Annotated in this window: 20 protein-coding genes; 7 read left to right on the top strand and 13 right to left on the bottom strand. The window is 61.8% G+C overall.

Annotated elements, in window-relative coordinates; all coding sequences use genetic code 11:
• The first annotated feature begins 744 nt into the window (after nucleotides 1–744).
• The 3 genes from P8L30_16665 to P8L30_16675 all read left to right on the top strand — a co-directional run bounded on the left by P8L30_16665 (nucleotide 745) and on the right by P8L30_16675 (nucleotide 3,811).
• Nucleotides 745–1,998: an NAD(P)/FAD-dependent oxidoreductase gene (locus P8L30_16665; GenBank protein MDG2241837.1), complete on the top strand. Its 1,254-nt coding sequence runs from the start codon at nucleotides 745–747 to the stop codon at nucleotides 1,996–1,998.
• A gap of 62 nt (nucleotides 1,999–2,060) precedes the next feature.
• Complete coding sequence (locus tag P8L30_16670) at nucleotides 2,061–2,804, top strand: SDR family oxidoreductase (GenBank protein MDG2241838.1); 744 nt, start codon at nucleotides 2,061–2,063, stop codon at nucleotides 2,802–2,804.
• The gene (locus P8L30_16675) at nucleotides 2,801–3,811 is read left to right on the top strand and encodes an FAD-dependent oxidoreductase (protein MDG2241839.1); all 1,011 of its coding nucleotides are present in this window, start codon (nucleotides 2,801–2,803) and stop codon (nucleotides 3,809–3,811) included. The genes P8L30_16670 and P8L30_16675 overlap by 4 nt, the downstream gene beginning before the upstream one ends.
• 1,578 nt (nucleotides 3,812–5,389) lie before the next feature.
• On the opposite strand, the gene crtI is transcribed toward P8L30_16675, so the two are convergent.
• The 3 genes from crtI to P8L30_16690 are packed head-to-tail and all read right to left on the bottom strand — an operon-like array spanning nucleotide 5,390 to nucleotide 9,745.
• Entirely contained in the window at nucleotides 5,390–6,937 is a 1,548-nt protein-coding gene (gene crtI / locus P8L30_16680; protein MDG2241840.1) for a phytoene desaturase family protein, read from the bottom strand.
• Nucleotides 6,930–8,876, bottom strand: a complete 1,947-nt coding sequence (locus P8L30_16685; protein ID MDG2241841.1) for a squalene/phytoene synthase family protein — start codon at nucleotides 8,874–8,876, stop codon at nucleotides 6,930–6,932. The genes crtI and P8L30_16685 overlap by 8 nt, the downstream gene beginning before the upstream one ends.
• Nucleotides 8,873–9,745: a carotenoid biosynthesis protein gene (locus tag P8L30_16690; GenBank protein MDG2241842.1), complete on the bottom strand. Its 873-nt coding sequence runs from the start codon at nucleotides 9,743–9,745 to the stop codon at nucleotides 8,873–8,875. The genes P8L30_16685 and P8L30_16690 overlap by 4 nt, the downstream gene beginning before the upstream one ends.
• Nucleotides 9,746–9,850: 105 nt before the next feature.
• Between P8L30_16690 and P8L30_16695 the strand changes: the two genes are divergently transcribed.
• On the top strand, nucleotides 9,851–10,324 hold the full coding sequence (locus tag P8L30_16695; GenBank protein MDG2241843.1) for a DUF2141 domain-containing protein: 474 nt from the start codon (nucleotides 9,851–9,853) through the stop codon (nucleotides 10,322–10,324).
• 94 nt (nucleotides 10,325–10,418) lie between these two features.
• Here the strand turns inward: P8L30_16695 and P8L30_16700 are convergent, their stop codons facing one another.
• From P8L30_16700 to P8L30_16730, 7 genes are all read right to left on the bottom strand, one after another.
• The gene (locus P8L30_16700) at nucleotides 10,419–11,477 is read right to left on the bottom strand and encodes a hypothetical protein (GenBank protein ID MDG2241844.1); all 1,059 of its coding nucleotides are present in this window, start codon (nucleotides 11,475–11,477) and stop codon (nucleotides 10,419–10,421) included.
• A gap of 353 nt (nucleotides 11,478–11,830) precedes the next feature.
• Nucleotides 11,831–12,247: a hypothetical protein gene (locus tag P8L30_16705; GenBank protein ID MDG2241845.1), complete on the bottom strand. Its 417-nt coding sequence runs from the start codon at nucleotides 12,245–12,247 to the stop codon at nucleotides 11,831–11,833.
• Between the two features lie 169 nt (nucleotides 12,248–12,416).
• Nucleotides 12,417–12,758, bottom strand: a complete 342-nt coding sequence (locus tag P8L30_16710) for a TM2 domain-containing protein (GenBank protein MDG2241846.1) — start codon at nucleotides 12,756–12,758, stop codon at nucleotides 12,417–12,419.
• 15 nt (nucleotides 12,759–12,773) lie between these two features.
• Nucleotides 12,774–13,151 (bottom strand): hypothetical protein, encoded by a 378-nt coding sequence (locus P8L30_16715; GenBank protein MDG2241847.1) that lies wholly within the window; start codon nucleotides 13,149–13,151, stop codon nucleotides 12,774–12,776.
• 175 nt (nucleotides 13,152–13,326) lie between these two features.
• On the bottom strand, nucleotides 13,327–13,728 hold the full coding sequence (locus P8L30_16720; protein MDG2241848.1) for a hypothetical protein: 402 nt from the start codon (nucleotides 13,726–13,728) through the stop codon (nucleotides 13,327–13,329).
• 205 nt (nucleotides 13,729–13,933) lie between these two features.
• Nucleotides 13,934–14,173, bottom strand: coding sequence for a hypothetical protein (locus tag P8L30_16725; GenBank protein ID MDG2241849.1), 240 nt, complete (start codon nucleotides 14,171–14,173; stop codon nucleotides 13,934–13,936).
• Nucleotides 14,174–14,182: 9 nt separating this feature from the next.
• Nucleotides 14,183–15,445, bottom strand: a complete 1,263-nt coding sequence (locus P8L30_16730) for a VWA domain-containing protein (protein ID MDG2241850.1) — start codon at nucleotides 15,443–15,445, stop codon at nucleotides 14,183–14,185.
• 258 nt (nucleotides 15,446–15,703) lie between these two features.
• Here P8L30_16730 and P8L30_16735 point away from each other — a divergent pair, with 258 nt between their 5' ends.
• Nucleotides 15,704–15,832, top strand: coding sequence for a hypothetical protein (locus tag P8L30_16735; protein MDG2241851.1), 129 nt, complete (start codon nucleotides 15,704–15,706; stop codon nucleotides 15,830–15,832).
• Nucleotides 15,833–15,844: 12 nt separating this feature from the next.
• Nucleotides 15,845–16,162: a hypothetical protein gene (locus tag P8L30_16740; protein ID MDG2241852.1), complete on the top strand. Its 318-nt coding sequence runs from the start codon at nucleotides 15,845–15,847 to the stop codon at nucleotides 16,160–16,162.
• A gap of 85 nt (nucleotides 16,163–16,247) precedes the next feature.
• Here P8L30_16740 and P8L30_16745 read toward each other — a convergent pair whose 3' ends face one another.
• Genes P8L30_16745 through P8L30_16755 form a run of 3 tightly spaced genes read right to left on the bottom strand, consistent with a single transcriptional unit; the run spans nucleotide 16,248 to nucleotide 19,039 of the window.
• Nucleotides 16,248–16,895, bottom strand: coding sequence for a hypothetical protein (locus P8L30_16745; protein ID MDG2241853.1), 648 nt, complete (start codon nucleotides 16,893–16,895; stop codon nucleotides 16,248–16,250).
• A 34-nt stretch (nucleotides 16,896–16,929) separates the two neighbouring features.
• Nucleotides 16,930–17,907 carry a WYL domain-containing protein gene (locus P8L30_16750; protein ID MDG2241854.1) on the bottom strand — a complete coding sequence of 326 codons (978 nt, stop codon included), beginning with the start codon at nucleotides 17,905–17,907 and terminating at the stop codon, nucleotides 16,930–16,932.
• Nucleotides 17,900–19,039: a WYL domain-containing protein gene (locus P8L30_16755; GenBank protein ID MDG2241855.1), complete on the bottom strand. Its 1,140-nt coding sequence runs from the start codon at nucleotides 19,037–19,039 to the stop codon at nucleotides 17,900–17,902. The genes P8L30_16750 and P8L30_16755 overlap by 8 nt, the downstream gene beginning before the upstream one ends.
• Before the next feature lie 173 nt (nucleotides 19,040–19,212).
• Here P8L30_16755 and P8L30_16760 point away from each other — a divergent pair.
• Nucleotides 19,213–19,554 (top strand): HD domain-containing protein (locus tag P8L30_16760; GenBank protein ID MDG2241856.1); only part of this gene is annotated, 342 nt, incomplete at its 3' end.

Genomic DNA, 19,554 nt, shown 5'->3' on the forward strand with positions numbered 1-19,554 from the left:
CCGCCCCAAGGAGACTTCCTCCTCGACCAGACCCCGGCCTTCGATCCTACCCAGGCCGAGTCGATCCCAAACTTTATGTTCGACCCGTCGTTGCCCGCCGACTTCGACGACTGAGCCGCCCGCCTCCAGTCTGTCCGAACAGCCTCGGCCACCCGGCCGCTCGCTTCCGCCCATATCGACATCTCCTCGTCCCCCTCCCACATCTCAGCACTGTCCGCGCCTCCGCTCGGGCTGCTTTCAGGCCAACCCCGCAACCCCATCCTCCGCATCCCATGCCTCACCCTGTCCCCGCTCGCCTCTCACCTCATTTGGCCCATTGAATTTCCTAGCCGTGGGAGTGAGAAGACTGCCGAGACGCGGTTGAGTACTCGACCAGAGCGCTCCATCGCGACGAGGACGTTCTCGAACGTGGCTTCTTGCGTTTCGTTCGCGACCGCATCTACCGGGCTTCGACCCGAGCTTTGCCCTCCTAACTACTTTCCTCCACCAGTCTCGGATTCGGTACCGTCAAAAACAGTTAAAGTAAGAGGGATCAAAAATGTGCCTGAGACTCTGGGTGAAAAATCTCGCAGCATAATTCTCGATGCCTTGGTTATTGGAGGTTCGCCGTCGTCTTGATCGCGGCCAGGAACCGCTCAACTCCAACGAACTCAGCGGGGTTCGCGGGCCAGAGACAACCCGCATCGGTGCGCGATCACGCCGCCCGAGATACATGAACGTTCATGAACGACCCGGGGGTTTTTAATGCGCGGTGCTCCACTCCCCTCGTCGGCCGAGGTTGTTGTCGTCGGGGCAGGCTTGTCCGGTCTCTCCTGCGCGCTCTTTCTCGAGCAGGCAGGCTTGGACGTCCACGTCGTAGAGGCGTCGGATGCCGTCGGCGGACGAATCCGAACTGACGAGGTCGATGGCTTCAGGCTCGATCGTGGGTTCCAGGTACTTCTGACCGCCTATGAGGAGGTGCAAGCACAGATCGACCTGCCGCAACTCGACTTGAGAGCCTTCAAGGCAGGGAGTCTGATCTGGAACGGTAGGAGCCTCGAGAAGATGGGAGATCCCTACCGCGACCCGGCGAGTGCCATGGCCTCGTTGAGCGCCAAGGTCGGGTCACTCGCAGACAAGCTGAGGGTCGCAAAACTCCGGCGTCGACTCACCAGCGCACCAGCAGGCGATTGCTTCAGCGAACCCGACCGTTCGACACAGGATGAGCTCGAGTCGCTCGGCTTCTCGGCGGAATTCATCGACACCTTCTTCCGGCCGTTTCTCGGTGGAGTCTTCCTCGAACGACCTCTCGAGACGTCGGCGAGTCTGTTTCGCTACTATTTTCGGTGTTTCGCGATCGGTGAAGCGGCCGTGCCCGCAGAGGGCATGCAGCGTCTGCCGGAGCAGATGGCCTCGACGCTGAACGAGCGCATCTCGCTCGGCACGACAGTTCAAGCTGCGTCGGCGACTCAGGTATCGACCGAGGGAGGGCAGACGGTCTCGGCCCAACACGTCGTGGTGGCGCTCGACGGAGCCTCAGCGTCCACGCTGCTCGGCACGCCCGCTCCAGCGTTCAAGGCGACCGTCACGTCCTACTTTGCCGCAGAGGAGGCTCCGACTGCAGAGCCCGTTCTGGTCCTGGACGGCGAAGGTACCGGACCTGCAAATCACATCGCGGTCATGAGTAATGTGGCACCCGAGTACGCGCCCGCCGGCGCCCACCTCGTCGCTGTGTCCGGTGTCGACGGGGCTGCCGACGACCCGATGTCCTTCCCCACTGCCGCATCTGGTCAGTTGGCCCGCTGGTTCGGTCCTATGGTCTCGAGTTGGCAGCACCTCAAGACCTATAGGGTCCCGCACGCCCTGCCCCGCCACCCCGCCGGGAGCCTCCAGCAACAGGATTCCGCGAGGCGTCGCGGTGGCATCATCGTGGCCGGAGACTACACGGAATTCGGCTCGATTCAGGGCGCACTCCGTTCAGGCCGGCGAGCCGCCGAGGCGATCCTTGAGGGTCGATGACTCTTCCCACGGCTCCCCCTCGGGGCCGTATGACTGATCTCTCCAATCGGATTAACAAATAGATGAGTACATCCCCACCGACCTACCTGATTTTCGGCGCCTACGGCGGTATCGGCTCCGCGCTTGCACGCACTCTTCACGCACAGGGTGCCCGACTCGCTCTCTCGGGTCGAGACCCGGAACGCCTCGGCGCCCTGGCCGACCAGCTCAACGCCTTCTCCGTTGTTGCCGACACGACCGACTTCGCCGCCGTCGACGCCACCGTGAGTTCGACGATGGATCGCTTTCAACAGATTGACGGAATGGCCTTGTGCGTGGGAAGCCTGATGCTCAAGCCTGCTCACATGACGAGGCCCGACGAGTGGCTGACTACGCTTCACACCAACCTGACGAGCGCCTTCGCCGCTCTGCGTGCTATCGCCCGACCCATGATGAAAGCGAAGCGAGGAAGTGTGGTATTCGTCTCGACGGCCGCGGCATCAATCGGGCTTCCGAACCACGAAGCGATCGCCGCCGCTAAGGGTGGCGTCGACGCGCTCGTCCGCTCTGCCGCCGCGACGTACGGTCGAGCAGGGATTCGAGTGAACGCCGTGGCCCCCGGCCTGGTCGACACCCCACTCACGGCCCGAATCACGAGCAGCAACGCCGCCCGGTCGTCTTCGGAAGCGATGCACGCTCTTGGTCGCCTGGGCACGGCAGAGGAGGTCGCCGAGTCGATTCGCTGGCTCCTGTCGGACGACGCCGGCTGGGTCACGGGACAGACGCTCGGCGTCGACGGGGGACTCAGCACTGTTCGCTCGGCATGACCCACCGCGTCGGAGTGATCGGCGCGGGACTATCTGGCCTCATGGCCGCCCGCACACTTCAACTCGCCGGCCTCGATGTTGTCGTCTTCGACAAAGGCCGGCGAGTCGGTGGACGCGCTAACACCCGAGAGCACAGTGACTATCGATTCGATCACGGAGCGCAGTTCTTCACCGTCCGAGACGAAGCGCTCGACCCTCACCTCCAGGGTTGGCTCCGCGAGGGCCTTGTTCAGGAGTGGGGTGGTCGGCTAGTGCGGATCGAAGGAGAGGCAATGTCACCTGCCAAGGAGGCGACCCGATACGTCGGGGTCCCGGGCATGATCAATCTCGCGCTTCATCTCGCGTCGACCCTCGACGTCCAAACCCTCGTCCGCATCGAGAAGGTTGATGCAAGCAGGAGCGGTTGGAAGTTCCTCGATACCGAGGCCGCGCTCAGGGGCGAATTCCAAAGCGTGGTCGTCGCGGTTCCGCCGGCTCAGGCGGTGCCACTGCTCTCGGGGGCTCCCGCGCTGCAGGAACAGGTAGGGCGCATCCATGTCGCCCCCTGCTGGGCCGTGATGCTCGCCTTTGATGAGCCGCTCCAGCTCGGCTTCGACGGTGCATTCATCACCGAGGGGCCTCTCTCGTGGATCGCCCGCGACTCGAGCAAGCCCGGTCGGCCGAAATCCGAATCCTGGGTCCTCCACGCCACGCCGGAGTGGACCCGCCGACATTGGGAGGTCGCCCGCTCAGAGGTACCACGCCTCATGCTGGATACGTTACGGAACCGATTCGGCACCCTACCCTCGCCGATCTTCGAACGGGCCCATCGCTGGGGCTACGCCCTTGCAGGGAAACCCCTTGGAGTTGGGTGGTCATACGATGATGCAGTAGGGATAGGGGTCTGCGGTGACTGGTGTATGGGAGGGCGCGTCGAAGAAGCGCTCCTGAGTGGTATGAACGTCGCGAAGCAGGTGCTAGAAAGGATTAGACGATCGCGCGCAGCCCCACGCTCGCCTCAGGATTAACCAGCAGCTGCCATCCCTGCGTCCCTGAAGCCTGAGTTGCGGGTTTCAGTGGGGAGGACTGAACCTGAGCGGGAAGAAGGTGGTCGATAGCACTCGAGGGGCGTTGGTGCATGGCTCTGAAGTCACGACGGATCCCCGGTACCCCCGGGGCCGTAGGCTCACCTGACTCGATAGATGTCGGGCATCCCGAGCCGGATCATCGTATTGAGGATGCTGCAAGCGATCTGAACTTCAGCTTGCTGCCCATCGAAGGTTCGACTTCGCATGCTACGGACGAGGATGGTCTTGTGAGGGGCTAGAGCCCTCTCAACTGGGCACCCCTGCGGCCTCCGGGGCCTCTCTAAAATTCCTCACTGGCGCTGAAACCCAGGAAATGCCGCTCTGATTCTTGGCGCTTGAGTAGGTGCTTTTTAACAAGCGGTTGCTACTGACCTCGTATAGCTGGATTGGCCAAGGCGATCCTACCAAGACAGGTCGTCACGGGACTGCGCCGGTTCAATCAACCGGGGCGATCCCCCACATGCTTTGCCTCTTGAGTGTGGGTCACCTGGACTGACCCCTAATGCTTCCGAATTAGGTGTCGTCGCCCTGTGACTTTTCCGCCGATGCGCTCGATCACGCTTGTGTGGGTGAACAGGTAGCGGAGAAGGGGTACATCGACGGCCGCCCTCCTGCTCGGTCAGAAGGGGCATGTCTTCGACTACACGTGATCTCTGATCCAGCCAGAGGTCGCGCACAGTTCTGGGACCGCGGGTAGGACCATTAATTAGAGACGGAGTCGTATCCGGTCACGACTGAGACACGTCTGCGTGAGGTCGCGATGTCGGATCAGCCGCAGGACATACCGGAGCGGTTGGGACCGTATCGACTCCACGAAGTCCTTTGGGCCTCTTTGTGTCCATTGGCATGGGCCTTGGCGAGGGTAGTTGGGCCCAGAACTGCCTCCTCGTGCCATGGGCGCAGGGGTGTTTGGGGGCCCATTCATGTGTCCATTGGGCTCGTTTTTGAGCCTTTGCAGCCCGGAAAATTCCGACATCGTCTTCCGGCAAGAACGGTAGATCGTGTTCCCCGCCTTGGGTTTACACGGTTTCTTGTCGGAAATCGGCTACTGCTGGCTCCGCTTTGCAAGCAGGAGGTCGCCAGTTCGATCCTGGCTGGCTCCACTGGTGAGTGTTGGATGAGTCGAAGGACGTCAAGTTACGAACCTTGGCGTTAGCCTTTTGGTGATGATCTGGGCTTCGACTGCACTACATCAGGTGCCCGCCCACACGGCGCTCGGGTGAGGGTTCGACACGCAGGCTCACAGGCGGCTCGTGGCCACCAACTGGATCCGCACCATCGCATGGGTCGCCCGAATACCGCTCGCGGCCAGTCTTGTCATCTCGGCCGGAACATCGCGACCTCGGCGGTAACCGACGCATGTTAACCCATTTGCATAGGCTGCCCAGAGCGACCCCAAGAACTACGGTGTCCCCTCATGGGTGGAGAAGGAATCGAGGTCTTCGACCTCCCTCCATTCCCTTCTTTTCGACGACTTCTACCCCTCGGCCAGGTCGCCTATCGTCCTGAGAGGATAACTCAGGGGGATTCAGCTCCAGCCATCGCCGCGCGGCCGGGCTCGGCCCAGTCCCATTGAGCGGGAAGTCCCCAGTCTTCGGCGATGCACCCGAATGTCGTCTCGGCGCTGAGAAGAACGCCCGGCACACCTGCCCCAGGGTGGGTCCCACCTCCGACGAGGTAGAGTGACTTCACGTCCTCACTACGATTCTGTGGGCGGAACCACGCTGTCTGCGTGAACTTGGGTTCGATCGCAAAGGCGTTGCCCCACGTCGCGTTCAGCTCTGACTCGAAGTCCTCAGGCGTGAATACGTGCTGGACCTCGATCTGTTCGCGCAGATCTTCCAAGCCCCACTCCTCGAGATAGTCGATGATGGTATCGGCGAACCGCTCCCGAATTTCGGACCAGTCGATGCCGGACTGCTGGTTCGCTACGGGAACGAGCACGTACATGCTCTCAGATCCCGGGGGAGCCATCTCCGGGTCGGTTCTCGTGGGTGCGTGCAGGTACATCGAGAAGTCTTCAGGTAGAATTTTTCGCCCGAAGATATCGTGGAGGAGATCCTTGTACCGCTCGGACAGGATCAGAGTGTGATGCTCGAGTTGCGGATACTGCCTCTTCGTTCCGAGGTACAGCAGGAAGCAACTCATGCTCCAATCGGTCGAGGCGAGCTTTCGATCCGACCATCGCTTCCGATCCTTCCGGTCGACGAGGGCGCCGTACGTATGCCCCGGGTCAGCATTGCTGACCACCAGGTCCGCCCGAAGTTCGCCCGACAGCGTGCGCACTCCGACCGCCCGTCCGTCCTCCACTACAATCTCCTCAACCTCTTCACCTGTGCGGACCTCGCCGCCTTGCTCAAGGAGCAGCCGTCCCAGCGCCTCGACCACGGAGTACATCCCACCCCTCGAGAACCAGACCCCACCTTCCCGTTCCAAGAACGGAATCATCAAATAGATCGACGGCGTCTTGAACGGATTCCCGCCGACGAAAAGCGGGTGGAATGAGTATATGAAGCGATGCCGGAAGTCCTTGAACCACCGGTTCACGAACGTCGTAACCGGAAGGAATGCCTTCAACTGTGCCATGCGGGGGAGAAAGCGGAGCATGGAGCCTAAGCTGTCGAATGGCTTCGAGCCCAGACGATCTCCGATTACCGCGTCATAGATCGGCCTGATCTCATTCATGAATCCGTCGAAGTTGGCCGCGTCCTCGGCATCGAAGCGTTCCATCTGCGCCTTCATGCGCTCAGAGTCGCCCACGTAGTCGATGTGCGTTCCATCATGGAAGTAGATCCGGTAGTACGGATCGAGCGGCATCAGATCGACGTAGTCGGTGAGGCTCCTGTCGGCTGCGGCGAAAATCGAGTCGATGATATGGGGGGCAGTGATCAGGCTGGGCCCCATATCGAAGGTGTATCCCTTGTCGCGCAGCTGATACGCGCGGCCACCGAGTGCGTCACGCTTTTCCAGCAAGGTGACATCCACACCTGAGGCCTGGAGCCGGTTCGCAATCGCCAGACCTCCGAAGCCCCCTCCGACTACGATCGCCGTTTTCAACTCACTCATGCCGTGATGCCTCCTTGCTGTCGAAAAAGCTGCGCCTGCCAGAGTCTCGGGCCATCAGGATCCCCTGTGCCCCCAGAAGCAACTTGCGACCGACCTTCGTATGCGCTCTGCGGTTCAAGTTGTCGTGGCCGTTACTACGAACCTCTTGCCCGATGCCCCGGTACGCTGCAGCCGCCGCGGCGACGGGCCGTCTGAAGAAGGTCGGGAGCTTGGCGATCCCCGGCTGAGCGCGCTGGTAATAGTCGTCCGCCAAGGCAAGCAATTCTTCGATAGCTGCTCGATAGTGCACGGGGACCGGGCCGCCGTCCGCCTGCCAGGTGCTAAGGTCAGCCGCGCAGAAGCCGTGGAGGCTCATGAGGGCATCGGGTAGGTAAACCCGGCCCCGCCTAAGGTCCTCGCCAACATCGCGGGCGATATTGGTGAGTTGGAGCGCGTGCCCGAGGGCATGCGCCTCGTCGAGCGTTTCGGGATCTCGGAGTCCGAAGAGCTGGGTCATCCAGCCGCCTACCGAGCCCGCCACCCCAAAGGTATAGCGTTCGAGAGCCGGCCAATCTTCGTAGCGACACTCGTCGAGATCCATCTCTACACCGTCGAGAAGCGCCTCGGGGTAGAGCCAATCGACCGACGCGAGAGCGGCCTCCGGCATGACGTAGTCGAGAACGGGAATTTCGATCCGATCCCCTTCGTAGGCCGCCCTGCTCAGAGCACGCCACAGATCGAGCCGCTCGCGGAGGACGTCGGAGGACGCGGGCACGATGGGGTCATCAATGAGATCATCGGTGACCCGGCAGTAGGCATACAGCCCTTCGACTTGCCGCGCCGGGGCAGCCGGAAAAAGGCGGGCGGCCAAGCTGAACGTCCGAGCATGCTGAGTGAAATAGGCGCGCCACTCACTTGCTTCACCCGCCTGCCGCGCGGTTTCGAATACGACTGCCTCTACTGAGGGCGCAGCACGTGCAGATGCGCCGGCCATCTTGGTGTTCGATTCCCTCTGTGCCGCGACCGCACTCTTGGTCGAAGAAACCCACCCGTTCAAGATGTCGCGCATCAGGCGCGGACACGCACCAAGCAGGACGGCCTCTGACAACAACTGGTTCCGGATGCCGTCGAGCGTGCCGATCGCGCGTTCAGCTGCCGACTGACCCTCGCCGGAGTGGCCGAAGATCGCTTCCTGCACTCGTTCATCCGGAAATCCAAAGTCGGTGATCTGAGCCTCGCCCAGAATCCACGTCCACTTTCCCTGACGATAGTCCTGCAGCGGTGGCTTCCCGCTATTCCCAGCGGAGCAGTAGTCGAGGAGATCATCGACCCGCTGGTAAAGCGACCCGATCCTGAGGCCGATCTCGCCGCGAGCGTCCTGGACACCGGATCCCGTCAACGCGGCCGCGAGGTAAGCCGATGCGCCGAGGAGCTCGCCTGACTTACTGCTGATGATCTCCGAGTAGGTCACCTCATCGCCCGTCGCCCCAACCGCGCGTGCCTGCCGGATCTCTCCAGCCACGGTTCGCTCTACCGCATGGATGAACCGTTCCAGAAAGTCGATCGAACCGGTCTTGAGAGCAGCCGAGTACGCTGCGGTAAGGAGATGGTCCCCTTGGACAAGGGCTGGCCCCACACCCTGCTCGGTGTGTAGCGTGGGCTGCCCCCGTCGCACTGCCGCTTCGTCGACAATATCGTCGTGAAGGAGAGACGCCTCATGCACCATCTGGATCGCGAGCGCTCCAAACCAGAATCGGCTATCAAGTTGATCGCGCGCCTCCGGTTGTACGAACGCATACGCAACGAGAGGTCGCAGGAGTTTTCCTTTCAGGGTGGGGGAAGGCAGACCGTCCGCCCGCAGCATCTCGGCCGCCGCCTCGAGTTCAATCCGCACGATGCGTGATGCCCCGACGACGTCCAAGGCGCCTGGGGTTGTCGTGAAACCTCCGAACGAAATCATGCTCTTGCGACCTTAGGTGGGAATGCCGCCGCGTGGTGCGTGGCGAGGTCGCGTGCCGCCAGCCGAAGGGTGATCCAGGCCGCTGCGCCAACGGCTGCAATCGTCACAATCACGCCCAACCAGAGGCCGGCAGCTACGAGCATTCCGAGGGGCATCGCGAGCATCGCGGCGTAGTACGTGCCCATCCATCGGACATCGAGCGCGAGCCAGTCAACGCGCGAGGAGGAGCGCTCGATCACCGCCATCAAGGCGAGTCCGGTCACGAACCAACCCACCAGATTCACGAGCGGCATGCCGTAATACGCGCCCGGGTCCTCCCACATCCAGTACGGCGTCAGGAAACTCATCGCCGGATCAAGGGCCAGGTCCCAGATGACCAGCCAGAGCGCCGCCAAAGCGACCCTGGCCAAGACCGGGGCGTGCGTCCCGAGCGCGTACCGTGCCAAGACCCAGGACGGCAGCGCCATAAGGAACCAGCTGACAGGAATGAGAAAGGGAACGCGGCCGCCGAGCTTCTGGCCGAGAAGACCGGTATACGCGTATCCGCCGAAAGGAACCCCATAGCCGGTCCCCATATGCTCGGCGCCAAAGCTCAACACATAGACGCTTACGAAGGGAAGCAGCCACGTCACGCCGAGCCTACGGGACAGAACGAAAAACAAAACCAAGGCCGCCAAAGCGATGTGGATTTGTGCAAAGAGCTGAAAGGAGATTGCGAAAAGCTTGAGACCGAACTCGGTCGGCGGAATGAGCTGGGGATGGAGGCCGTAGATCCCGTAACCGAGGACCGAAGCGACCGTGAAGCCAAACAGGACCCACAGTGCCGCCCTTTCGCCGAAAGCCCATCCGGTCGAATTGTTGCTCGCCATTCACTCCTCTCGTACCAAGATTGTACAATCACTGTATAGCTATTATCGTGCATTGTTGTTTATAATTGTACAATGCTTATACAACGTCAACCCGGAAGAGGTCACATGAGGAAGCAATCACGGGGTGCTCGCGCCACGATGGTCCGAGGAGCCACCGCCATAGCGATCGCCATGGCCGCATCGGCAGGTCCAACGGACGGCCAGACGAGCGGGACTGTCCCTCCACAGCATGACCTTGTTGTTTCGGTCACCGGCATCGAGTCGGTGGCGGGCGAGCTTCGGATCGCAGTCTTCGACTCAGCCGAGGAATTCGTGGACGAACCGCTCGCCTTCGCGGTGATCCCAGTAGAGATCACGACTGCGGAATGGAGCGTACGTCTGCCCGCCGGACGCTATGCCGTCGCCGTCATCCACGACGAAGACGCCAACGGTGAGCTGAACACGAATTTCCTGGGGATGCCGCGAGAACGATATGGGTTCTCAAACCAGGCACGGGGCACCTTCGGCGCACCCTCGTTCGAGGACGCCAGCTTCGAATTGGACGCCCTGACCGGACCTCGAGTCGTCGAGGTCCGATAGAATCTCCCCAGGCCGCCGCGACTCTCCGGCGACCCGGGGCGATTCGAGATATCAGTTGCCGCGCACCGCTCCAGCCGGAGCCATCAATAGCGATTCAACGAACGACTCGAGAAGTCTCGGTCGATAGGCGAACTGTGCAACGCTGGGAGGGGAGCGCCTGGTGGCCAGAGGTCTTATACGAGGCATCCAACCGCTGGCTCAGTGGTACTACAACCCGGATCGCCACAGCATGCCGTGACTCCGCGACCACCTCGCCCTCGGGGCATTCGCAGAACACGCAGCCTGCTTCACTTGGTTCAACAATGGCCGATGGGGCCCCCGGTCCGACCTCGGTCACAGTGGATGCCGGGCGGGCCTCCACTGCCTGCGGCACGACACCACCTGCTGGCCACCAGATCGCCCCTTCCCGGAGCACTTTTGGATCCGCGGTCTGTCGCAGTCTCGCGAGTTCCGAGCCGTGGCGACACATGACCAGCGCAGACACCGCGGCATCGAAGGCGTCCTCGCTGGAAGCGGCGATTTGAACCATCGACTGCGACATCTCCGGCAGCATCTCTCCGAGATATCGCATCCGGGCCCCGTGGTTGGACTTCACCACCGGGCCGGTGAGTAACCGTGGGTAAATCTCAACGACAAGGGGCGAGGCCGAAGAGTGGAACGGCCAGATCGAGAACCCCGCGGTGTGCAGGACTCCCAAGAATGGAAGCCCCCGGATCGATCCCGTGCCGACAGCCCCCGCGCCGCCGATCTGAAAGAAGCTCTTGGGCGTCGAGCCACCGACCCCCGCCGCTTCGTTTTCGGTGGCCCGGAAATGCTCCGACAGAACAGGCTTCTTCTTTCCCGGCCTGCCCCAGAGGGGAGGCTCGCAGGCTGCGAGCCAATCCTCACCTTCTTCGTGCGCTGCAGCCCAGAATGTCTCGACCGAATTCCACCCCCTGTCGAGTAGAAACCACTCCGGAGCGGAGAACGCGAAGTCGAGACCGACGATGAATTCCGGATCCTCCGCGGCCATTGCAATCAACTCATCAACGACCTCCACACGAGACCGTCCACCTTCGAGGCGGGTGAGTTGGCCCGCATGAGCCTCGGCGAGCCAGATCTTGGAAGCGGAGCCCGATCGGGCACCAGACCAGTCGATTGCGATGTATCTCATAGTCGGAGGGTGATCGGACGAGCAAAACACTGTTTATAGGTTCAGCGGTGGTGGCGGTGGAATAGGGGGGTACTGGGGTCTCGCCTGTGGAGAAAAGGGACCCGCCCGACCTACCAGAATTTTTCGGAGAACGGTGTTTCAGTGGGGTCGATGTGTGCCGACCGGCACAAGCACCGGCGCCTCCGGCGATGAAGGGAGGGTGACAGGAAAGGTCGATATCAGCCTCGAAAAGGTCCAGCACCTTGTATCCCGAGGCCATCCTCCACCAGAAGCGCTCTCGCAACGTACTGGCCGGATCGGACGCGCAAAACAAACAGTGCTGTAGGTCCGGTAAAATTGTGACAGCCGCTGAGTCAGGCTTCTTCAGATCTTCCCAAAACCGCGGCGATGACCGCCCCACCGATTCCGGTACGAACGATCTCTAGCAACCCATCCACTAGTGGGAGAATGGTCGTGGAGACGGTGGAATTGCCGTGAATAATTAAGTCTACACCAAACCAAACGAGGAAACCGACCATTCCTCCGATCTTGAAGCCCTGGGTGGCATTCTTGGCCCCCGACCACCCGATGCAGAGCGTGACCAGTGTAGCCAGTGAAGCGGTACCTAGTGCAACTGGCAACCAGAGAATTGCCTCTCGACCTACACCAAAAGCGGCAGCACCATTGGTTTCGTAGAAGCCAGTCATCGCCATGTAAAAGATTAGATAGCCGACGACGAACATGGTGATCCCGCCAACCACGACCCCAGTCACAACTTTCTTCGTGTCCATTCTGACCCTCCTTAAAGCAGTGAAACGGTCGGGGCCAGTCTACTTGCTCTAACCGCAGGACCGCAACTCATGACAAGCAGAACACTGCTAGGCAGCTAGGTGTGGCTGGGTGCCACGGAGGGGGCTAGTCGCCGTCTTCTAGGCCGGGAGGACTCTTTCAAGGGGGATCTTAAGTTCTCAGGGAGACGGCTATCTCCCGAGCCTTGTTGCGATTGAACTCGTCAGCCCGCCCACCCGCAGTGAAAATGTCTATGAGCCACCACAATAAGCCGATAACGATGAAACAGCTGAGATATTTCAGAATACCTAGCCCGATCTGACCAAAGTAAAAGCGATCAAGAGCAAATAGCGCCAATACTATCGCAATTCCACGGTCTTTTTTCTCAGAAGAGTATTGGGTCTGAAAAATAACTCTTGATGTATCATCAAGATCGCTAGTGATTTCCCGCAACTCGTGGGCACCTATATCCGCCATACCGATATCCTCCCTCAGTGTAAGCCATGCCTTCATTCTGCCCCGCCCCACTCAGGCCCGCAACTCAGGACGCGCAGAAACACTGCCGGATCGCTGGGCGTGGCTGGGTGCCACGGAGGGGGGGGTAGTTGTGGCGTTGGTGCATGGCTCCTGCTCTAGGTTTCGTTGTGATGTGAAGCCCCTGATCTGGAGTGAGGCTCCGTGAAGTACCCGAAGCGCAGCCAGTACCAGCATGCGAAGTCTCAGTACCGGGTGCGGAACTGGCCAGAGTACGAAGCCGGCCTGAAGAAGCGTGGTGACCTGACCGTCTGGCTTTCGGATGATGCGCTCGAAGCCTGGCGAGTTCCGGCCGAGGGCAAACCGGGCGGCCAACGCACCTACAGTGACGTTGCGATCGAGGCCGCATTGACGATCCGCATGGTCTTCCATCTTCCACTTCGCCAGACCGAGGGCTTCCTCCGGTCGCTGGCCCAGCTACTCAAGGTGGATCTCCCGATCCCTGATCACACCACACTGTCTCGGCGTCTGACAAAGCTCAGCGGCGTTCGGTTTCGCAGCCTCCCCCTTTCACCCGACTCCCTTTGTAGGGGACTTGCTCGCTCCATCAACCACTCTGCTGCTCCGGTCTTACACCAAGACCAACCCCGCCTGCCGACAGCGCACCCGCTGCTGCCGCATTCGGGTAGCGATGGAGCAGGAGGCGATACGCAGCAACGAGGTACTCCTCATCCGCATTCCACACACCACCTGTCCCTTCACAGACCAGACAATATGCCCAGTGCTCTGCGCCGTCGAATCCCGATCCGGCGCAGCCGGCGCACCTCTCACGCAGCCCCCGAAACAGCTCCCCGGCCAACTTCCGGTGGGGCCCCAGGGCCTTCAGCCCGTGGACTCGCTGATACTGAGCCATCTCTTCGATGGCTCCGCGCGCCCAACCGGCGAAGACCGGCGGTGCGCCGCAGTACGGGCAGGGCTCTGGACCGCAGCGAATAGGCTCTGTACCCATTGGAACATCACACGAACAATCTGGCCGCCACACCTTGTGAGGCATGTATTCCTCCAACACAAAAGGGTCCCGTATGGCGAACCACGCGGGACCCTCCCGAGCGGTTTAGCAATTTGTTAACCCGGTTGCAATCGCCTCAAATCACCGGAGAGCGGATCGGCCGCTCACCTTCAAATCTACATACAGACCTCGACGCCAGTATGGCTCAGGCGACGCGATTGTCGATCGTGACAAACCCAAGCCGCTGGAGATCGAGAAGGAATGCCTCAGGATCTTCGCAGCGGACCTGCTCGCCAGTCATTTGCCCCACCCGATCCGCAACCCGGGCCATCCAGCCCTCGAGCTGCTTCGGCGGGTGCCACTCATCCCGCCACATGGCGTCCGCAGCTTGCCGGTAGTCCGGGGCGATGAACACCGCGCCATCAATTGCTGTGATCTTTAGCATGTCGATCCCTCACTCCCCTCTACGGTACAGCTCGATTTCCCTGCGCTTGCTCCGGTCCGCCGAGTACATGCGCTGCTTCATATACTTGATGTCCCGCAGCGAGAGGCTCCGGTCCTCGAACGACTCTGCGCTCATGGCCAGGTCGGCCATCTCCTCTTGGACAACGAGGTCGTCGAAGCCCATCGCCTGGGCTTTCGCGGAAGCCTGAGTGAGGATCTGGTGTCCCCGCTCCCAATCTCCCGCATCACGTGCATCAAGCGCCTGCTGCCTCGCCCGTGCGACCTCCACGAGCAGGGCCTCTCTTTGCACTTCCGGCTCTGCCTTGCCGCCCTCTTCAGGCGAAAGCGTGATGGGGAGGCTGATGTTGTGGAGTTCGACCCCGCCATCTGCGGTGAGCACGTTGGCAACCACCGAGAGGGTCGCGACATCCGCGTCGGTTCCGATCCCGGCTTCCGGCCCAAGCAAGAACTCCATGATGATCCGGCGCGGCTCGCGGCCGTAGAGGTCACCCACCTCGAGCGTCAGCGCTTCACCTTCCGTGTGATTCGGGTACTGATGCACGACCTGAACGAAGTCGGCGTCTGCGCCGGGGTTGATGGTCACGCGCACGTTTTGCGCGACGAGCGACAAGAGCCCTTCGAGCTCCTCTTCGAAGATCCCGACGGCTTGGTCTGCTTCCTCGATGTAGTAGGTGGCCCCCTGCCCCGCGTCCGCCATGGCCTTGAGCAGGTCTTCGTCGAAGTCCGCACCAAAACCGACCGTGGTGGTCGAGATGCCCGTCCCGGCGGCAGTCTGCGTGAGGCCCACGAGCTTTCCTGGCTCGGTGATACCAACGTTGGCGTGGCCGTCAGTGAGTAGGATGACTCGATTCACGGCGCCTTCCTTGGCGCCCTGCGCCACGAGGTCACGACCACGGAGCCAGCCACCACTCAGGTTCGTCATCCCACGGGACCCGATCGACTGGATCTTCTGCGTGAGATCGGACTGAGCTCTTCCAGTATCCGGAGCCGCTACGACCTCCACGTCGCCATCGTATGCGACGACACTGACGACGTCGCTGAGGGAGAGGCGCTTTACGAGGTTCACTGCCGCGTCCCGGGCGGCGGCGAGTTTCTCGCCATGCATGGATCCCGATCGATCCAGCACCAGTGACAGGTTCAAGGGAGTCCGGCGGTCGTCTTCTACTTCCTCTCCTTCAATGCTGAGCAGAGCGCGTACGAGGAAGCCGCCGTCTGCGACGGGTTCGTGGTCGAGTAGGATGCTGGTTTTCATGGATGCTCTCCGGCTGGGGTGACGGAGAGAAAGGTGCGGGGGGGGTGTGACAATGAGCATCCCGAGAAGCGGAAGCATCACAGAAAGCGTCAACCCCAATAGTCAGATGTGGCCGTAACTCGTTGCGGCACATTGACATCGAGTCAAGGAGCCCCCCGCCATCTGGAAGGAAATCACGAGCGGTACACGCGGGCGCGTCCGTAGTTAGGGTCCGCAGCGGCACAGTTCGGCCGCTTTTCACTTGCCAGCGAGGTCACGATGTCCGCACTCGAAAAGAAGCTCTGCACAGCGATCGACGAACTCATTGTCGAAGTCATTTCCATCCACCCCGACCTCAAGAAGCCACTCAAGCACATCCAGTCCGTCCTTCGCCAACTATCAGCCTAAGGAGGAAGCACCATGTCGTATCGACTCTACGTCGCGAGGCTCAAGCCGCAGGTACTTGAGAACCGGAAGTACCGGGAGGCGAACCCTCATTACATACCCGGAAAGCCATGTGTCTACGTGGGCGCCACGGGTCGAACCCGTGATGAGCGCTTCGAGCAGCATAAGACTGGATACAAAGCGAACCGCTTCGTGAAGCGATTCGGGACTGTCTTATTCGAATGGGCGTTCAGTAATACGGGCGAATTCGAGCGATGGGCGGATGCGGTGGTAGGTGAAGAGGCGCTGGCCGCGCGATACCGTTCCATGGGCTGGGCCGTCTGGCAGAACTAACCGGCCAACTGCTCCACCACTTCCCTCACGAGAGCGCGGGGATCCTCCGGCCCGAGGATCCCCGCCTCAGTTCAGGACGTGCTACTCAATCGCCGCCGCCACCAACTTCGGTATTTGGCCAGTCGATGTCGGGCCACCTGGACTGGAAATTGGTCCTGATATACTCGAGGTCACTCTCCCATTCCCGGATCGCCGTCTGCATGTTGGCCCCCTCCTGGCGCCTCGCGTTGCGGGCGAGGGTAGCGAGTGTGTCGGCAAGCTTCTTCAGTCGGGCCTCCGTGTCCGGTGCGCCCCATTCTCGGGCGTACTCTTCGTCACGGATGTCGCTCAGATCGTCCACGAGTACAATGGTATTCAGGACGAGTTCTCTTGTGGGTCGCTGAACGCCCCTTGTCACTCCAACGCGGTAGCCACTCAGGCTCAGGAGCCCTTCCTTCCTCCAGTCGATATCTCCACCCCCGCCGATCGCTACCCTCCGCACAGCCACGACGTCTGTCGTCGGAAAGCGGTGGTGCTCGGAGCGATCGGCTGCCGCAACACCCCCTAGGGCTCCTAGGCGACTCCCCATCAATTCGAGCAGGCGTCCCACCACATTGGCCCTGTAAGCCCGACTCATGAAGAAGCGGTGCTGGACCTCGTACGCGAGGACCCCAAGCGTATTGAGGTCGGCCCAATGCTCCTCGATGAGAGAGCGGACTTCACCATTGCTCCTGCTATGGTACTTCCTGTTCATATACGCCTTCCGTCAATGGTGAACATCCTTCGCGCTACCCCGCCAACCCCTCAGCCACCTCAAGCACCAGCGCCCTCAAATCCGCCGGCTCCAGAATCTCCGCCTCCCCCCCATACTGCAGCGCGTGCCCCACCACCCAGTGCGGATCCGCCACCCGGTGGCAGATGACGACGCTACCGTCCCCCTCTTCCTCGATCTCCATCACGCCCCACCCCGCCCGCTCGCGCACCCACCGTGAGATACGGGGGGAGTAGCGCACGCGCACTTCTCGTTCATCCGTGCCGAGGTAGATCTTGCCGGCCTGGACGTGCTTCGTGGGGTCAAAGTCGGCTGGCACCTCGAATTTGCCGTCGGTGTGGTCCGCAGCGAGCACACGATCGACTCGAAACGTCCGAACTTCGTTCTTCGTGTTGCAGTGCCCGACGGTGTACCACGCTCCCTCCCCGTAGGCCATGACATAAGGATGGATCACGCGCACGGAACCATCTTCCGCTCCACCCTTCACATAGTGGATCGCACACGGACGGCGCTCGCGCGTGGCCGTGATCAACGTCTCGCGGATGCCCTCCGCGTCGGGAGCCCGATGGGGGGCCGCGACGGACAGTGCTTCCTCCTCTCCCCATTTCCCCTGACCCAGGTGGGCCTCCGAGCGCTGCCTGAGCGCTTCGCGTGCCTCGGGCTCACTGAGCTGAGTCGATGCGATGCTGCCGCGGAGCGCGAGCGCGAGGCAGAGCGTCTCCATGCGGGTGAGCTGAACCGGCCGCGTCATCCCTCCTGCGTGGGTCACGCGCACCCGTTCTGGCTCGATCATGATCTGGACGTCGTCCGGCCAGCCACCGGAATGGTAGTACGCGCGGGCCGTGACTTGTTCGATGTCATCCAGGATGCGTTTCTCGCTCGTGCCCAAGGCGGCGGCCAGGTCCGGGAGCGCGGCGCCTTCCTTCCTGCTTGCCGCGGGCAGGACGTGGAGGAGCCGCTGGAAGCGGGCTTCGGCGGTGGTTCCGTCAACCATGTTCGCCCTCCTTGGCACGTTCGCTTCCCTGGTAGAGCCGCAGGACGTCGCCGACCATGCCGCGAAACGCGTCTCGCATCTCAGGAGGCTCAATGACCCGGGCGTCCCCCTCAAGGCTCAATACCCACCGTAGGAACGGGTCACGTCGGTGCACGTGGAAGCGGCGCAGCTGGCCACCGTCCTCGCGGCTCTCCGTCACTTCGCCGTGCTCGTTACGCTCGGCCCAGAGCGAGCGCGGGAATCGAAAGTCCACGACCGCATCGACTGGACCCTCGACATCATCGCCTAACTCCCATGCCTTCCGGCCCGAGTACTCGCTGAGCTCGAAGTCGGAGGGGATCGCATAGTCGGGCGTGCCCGGGGCCTTGGGGTTGGGCTCGACGGCACTCATACGACCGAGCCGGAACATGCGCATGCCATCTCGGTCCTCGTCACGTGCGACGAGATACCAACGGCCGTGCTGAAAGAGAAGGCCGTAGGGCAGGACATGCCGCTGTGATGACTCGTCCCGCGCCATGCCCTGGTAGGTGAAGGCCACCTTCTTCCGGCGCGTGAGCGTGTCGGATAGGACCTTGAGCGGTTCGGCCGCGGCGGCGGTCTCGGGGTCGGTGGCGTAGAGAACCGGGGCCTCCCCGACCATCTCCGGCTCGAGATCGAAGGCGAGCTTCCGGAAGGCGGATCGGGCGTGCCGGGCGAGGGGAAACGACGGAAGCGCTGCGAGTTCGCGGAGCCCGTCGAGGGCTGCGCCGGCTTCTTCCTCAGCAACGTCAAAGGTCTTCCCGGCGGGCGCTACGTGGCCAGCGCTACCGGACTCCTCCTCCGCTTCCCTCACCAATCTCAAGTACGGGAGGTGGAAGTCCTGTCGGGCGAGGCGATAACCGCTCGAATCCGCATCGCCTTCATTCATATGGAAGGTGACCGTCTCGATGGGGATCCCGAGCTCCTTCAGCTCCTCCTTGTCACGCTCGAACATCCTGCGAACCGCGGCCTTGTCCTTCGCGGCTCCATCTACGCCCGCCGCATAGGACGGGACGTTGCCCCACAGGTCCTCGGTCGAGACCGGGAACCGGCGCGCGGCCAAGAAGGCCACGACGTCCAGCCAGCGCTGGAGCTTGGTGGGGTTGGTGGACATGGTGTCAGTAAGATGCGGGATTCGGTCAGTGCATCATAAGCAGGGGGTGTGACGTTGGGCCTGATCGGGTGAGCGGGAGCAACTTAGACGGGAGCGTGTCGCCTGTCACACGGACGCGCGATGATTCATGCGGCGACGCTTCGTTCCCTCTACGCTCAACACCAAGGAGGCTCATGCTCACAGGCCGATACGACCGTGCGCTCATGCTCGCAGCAGCGCACCATCGGAAGCAGACACGGAAGGGGACCGAGATCCCTTACCTCTCACACCTTCTCGCGGTGAGTTCGCTCGTGCTGGAGAACGGCGGTAGCGAGGACGAGGCGATCGCGGGCCTCTTACACGATGCCGTGGAGGATGCCGAGGATGTCGAGACACTCGATGCCCTTCGGGAGGAGATTCAGCGGGAGTTCGGCAATGCCGTGATGGAGATCGTGGAGGCGTGCAGCGACTCGGATGCGCGGGAGAAGAAGGACGAGCAGGCTCTCTCGTATGAGGAGAAGATGGAGAGCTACTAC

The sequence above is a fragment of the Longimicrobiales bacterium genome (genome assembly GCA_029245345.1).
In the GTDB taxonomy this organism is placed as follows: domain Bacteria; phylum Gemmatimonadota; class Gemmatimonadetes; order Longimicrobiales; family Gaopeijiaceae; genus CALFPJ01.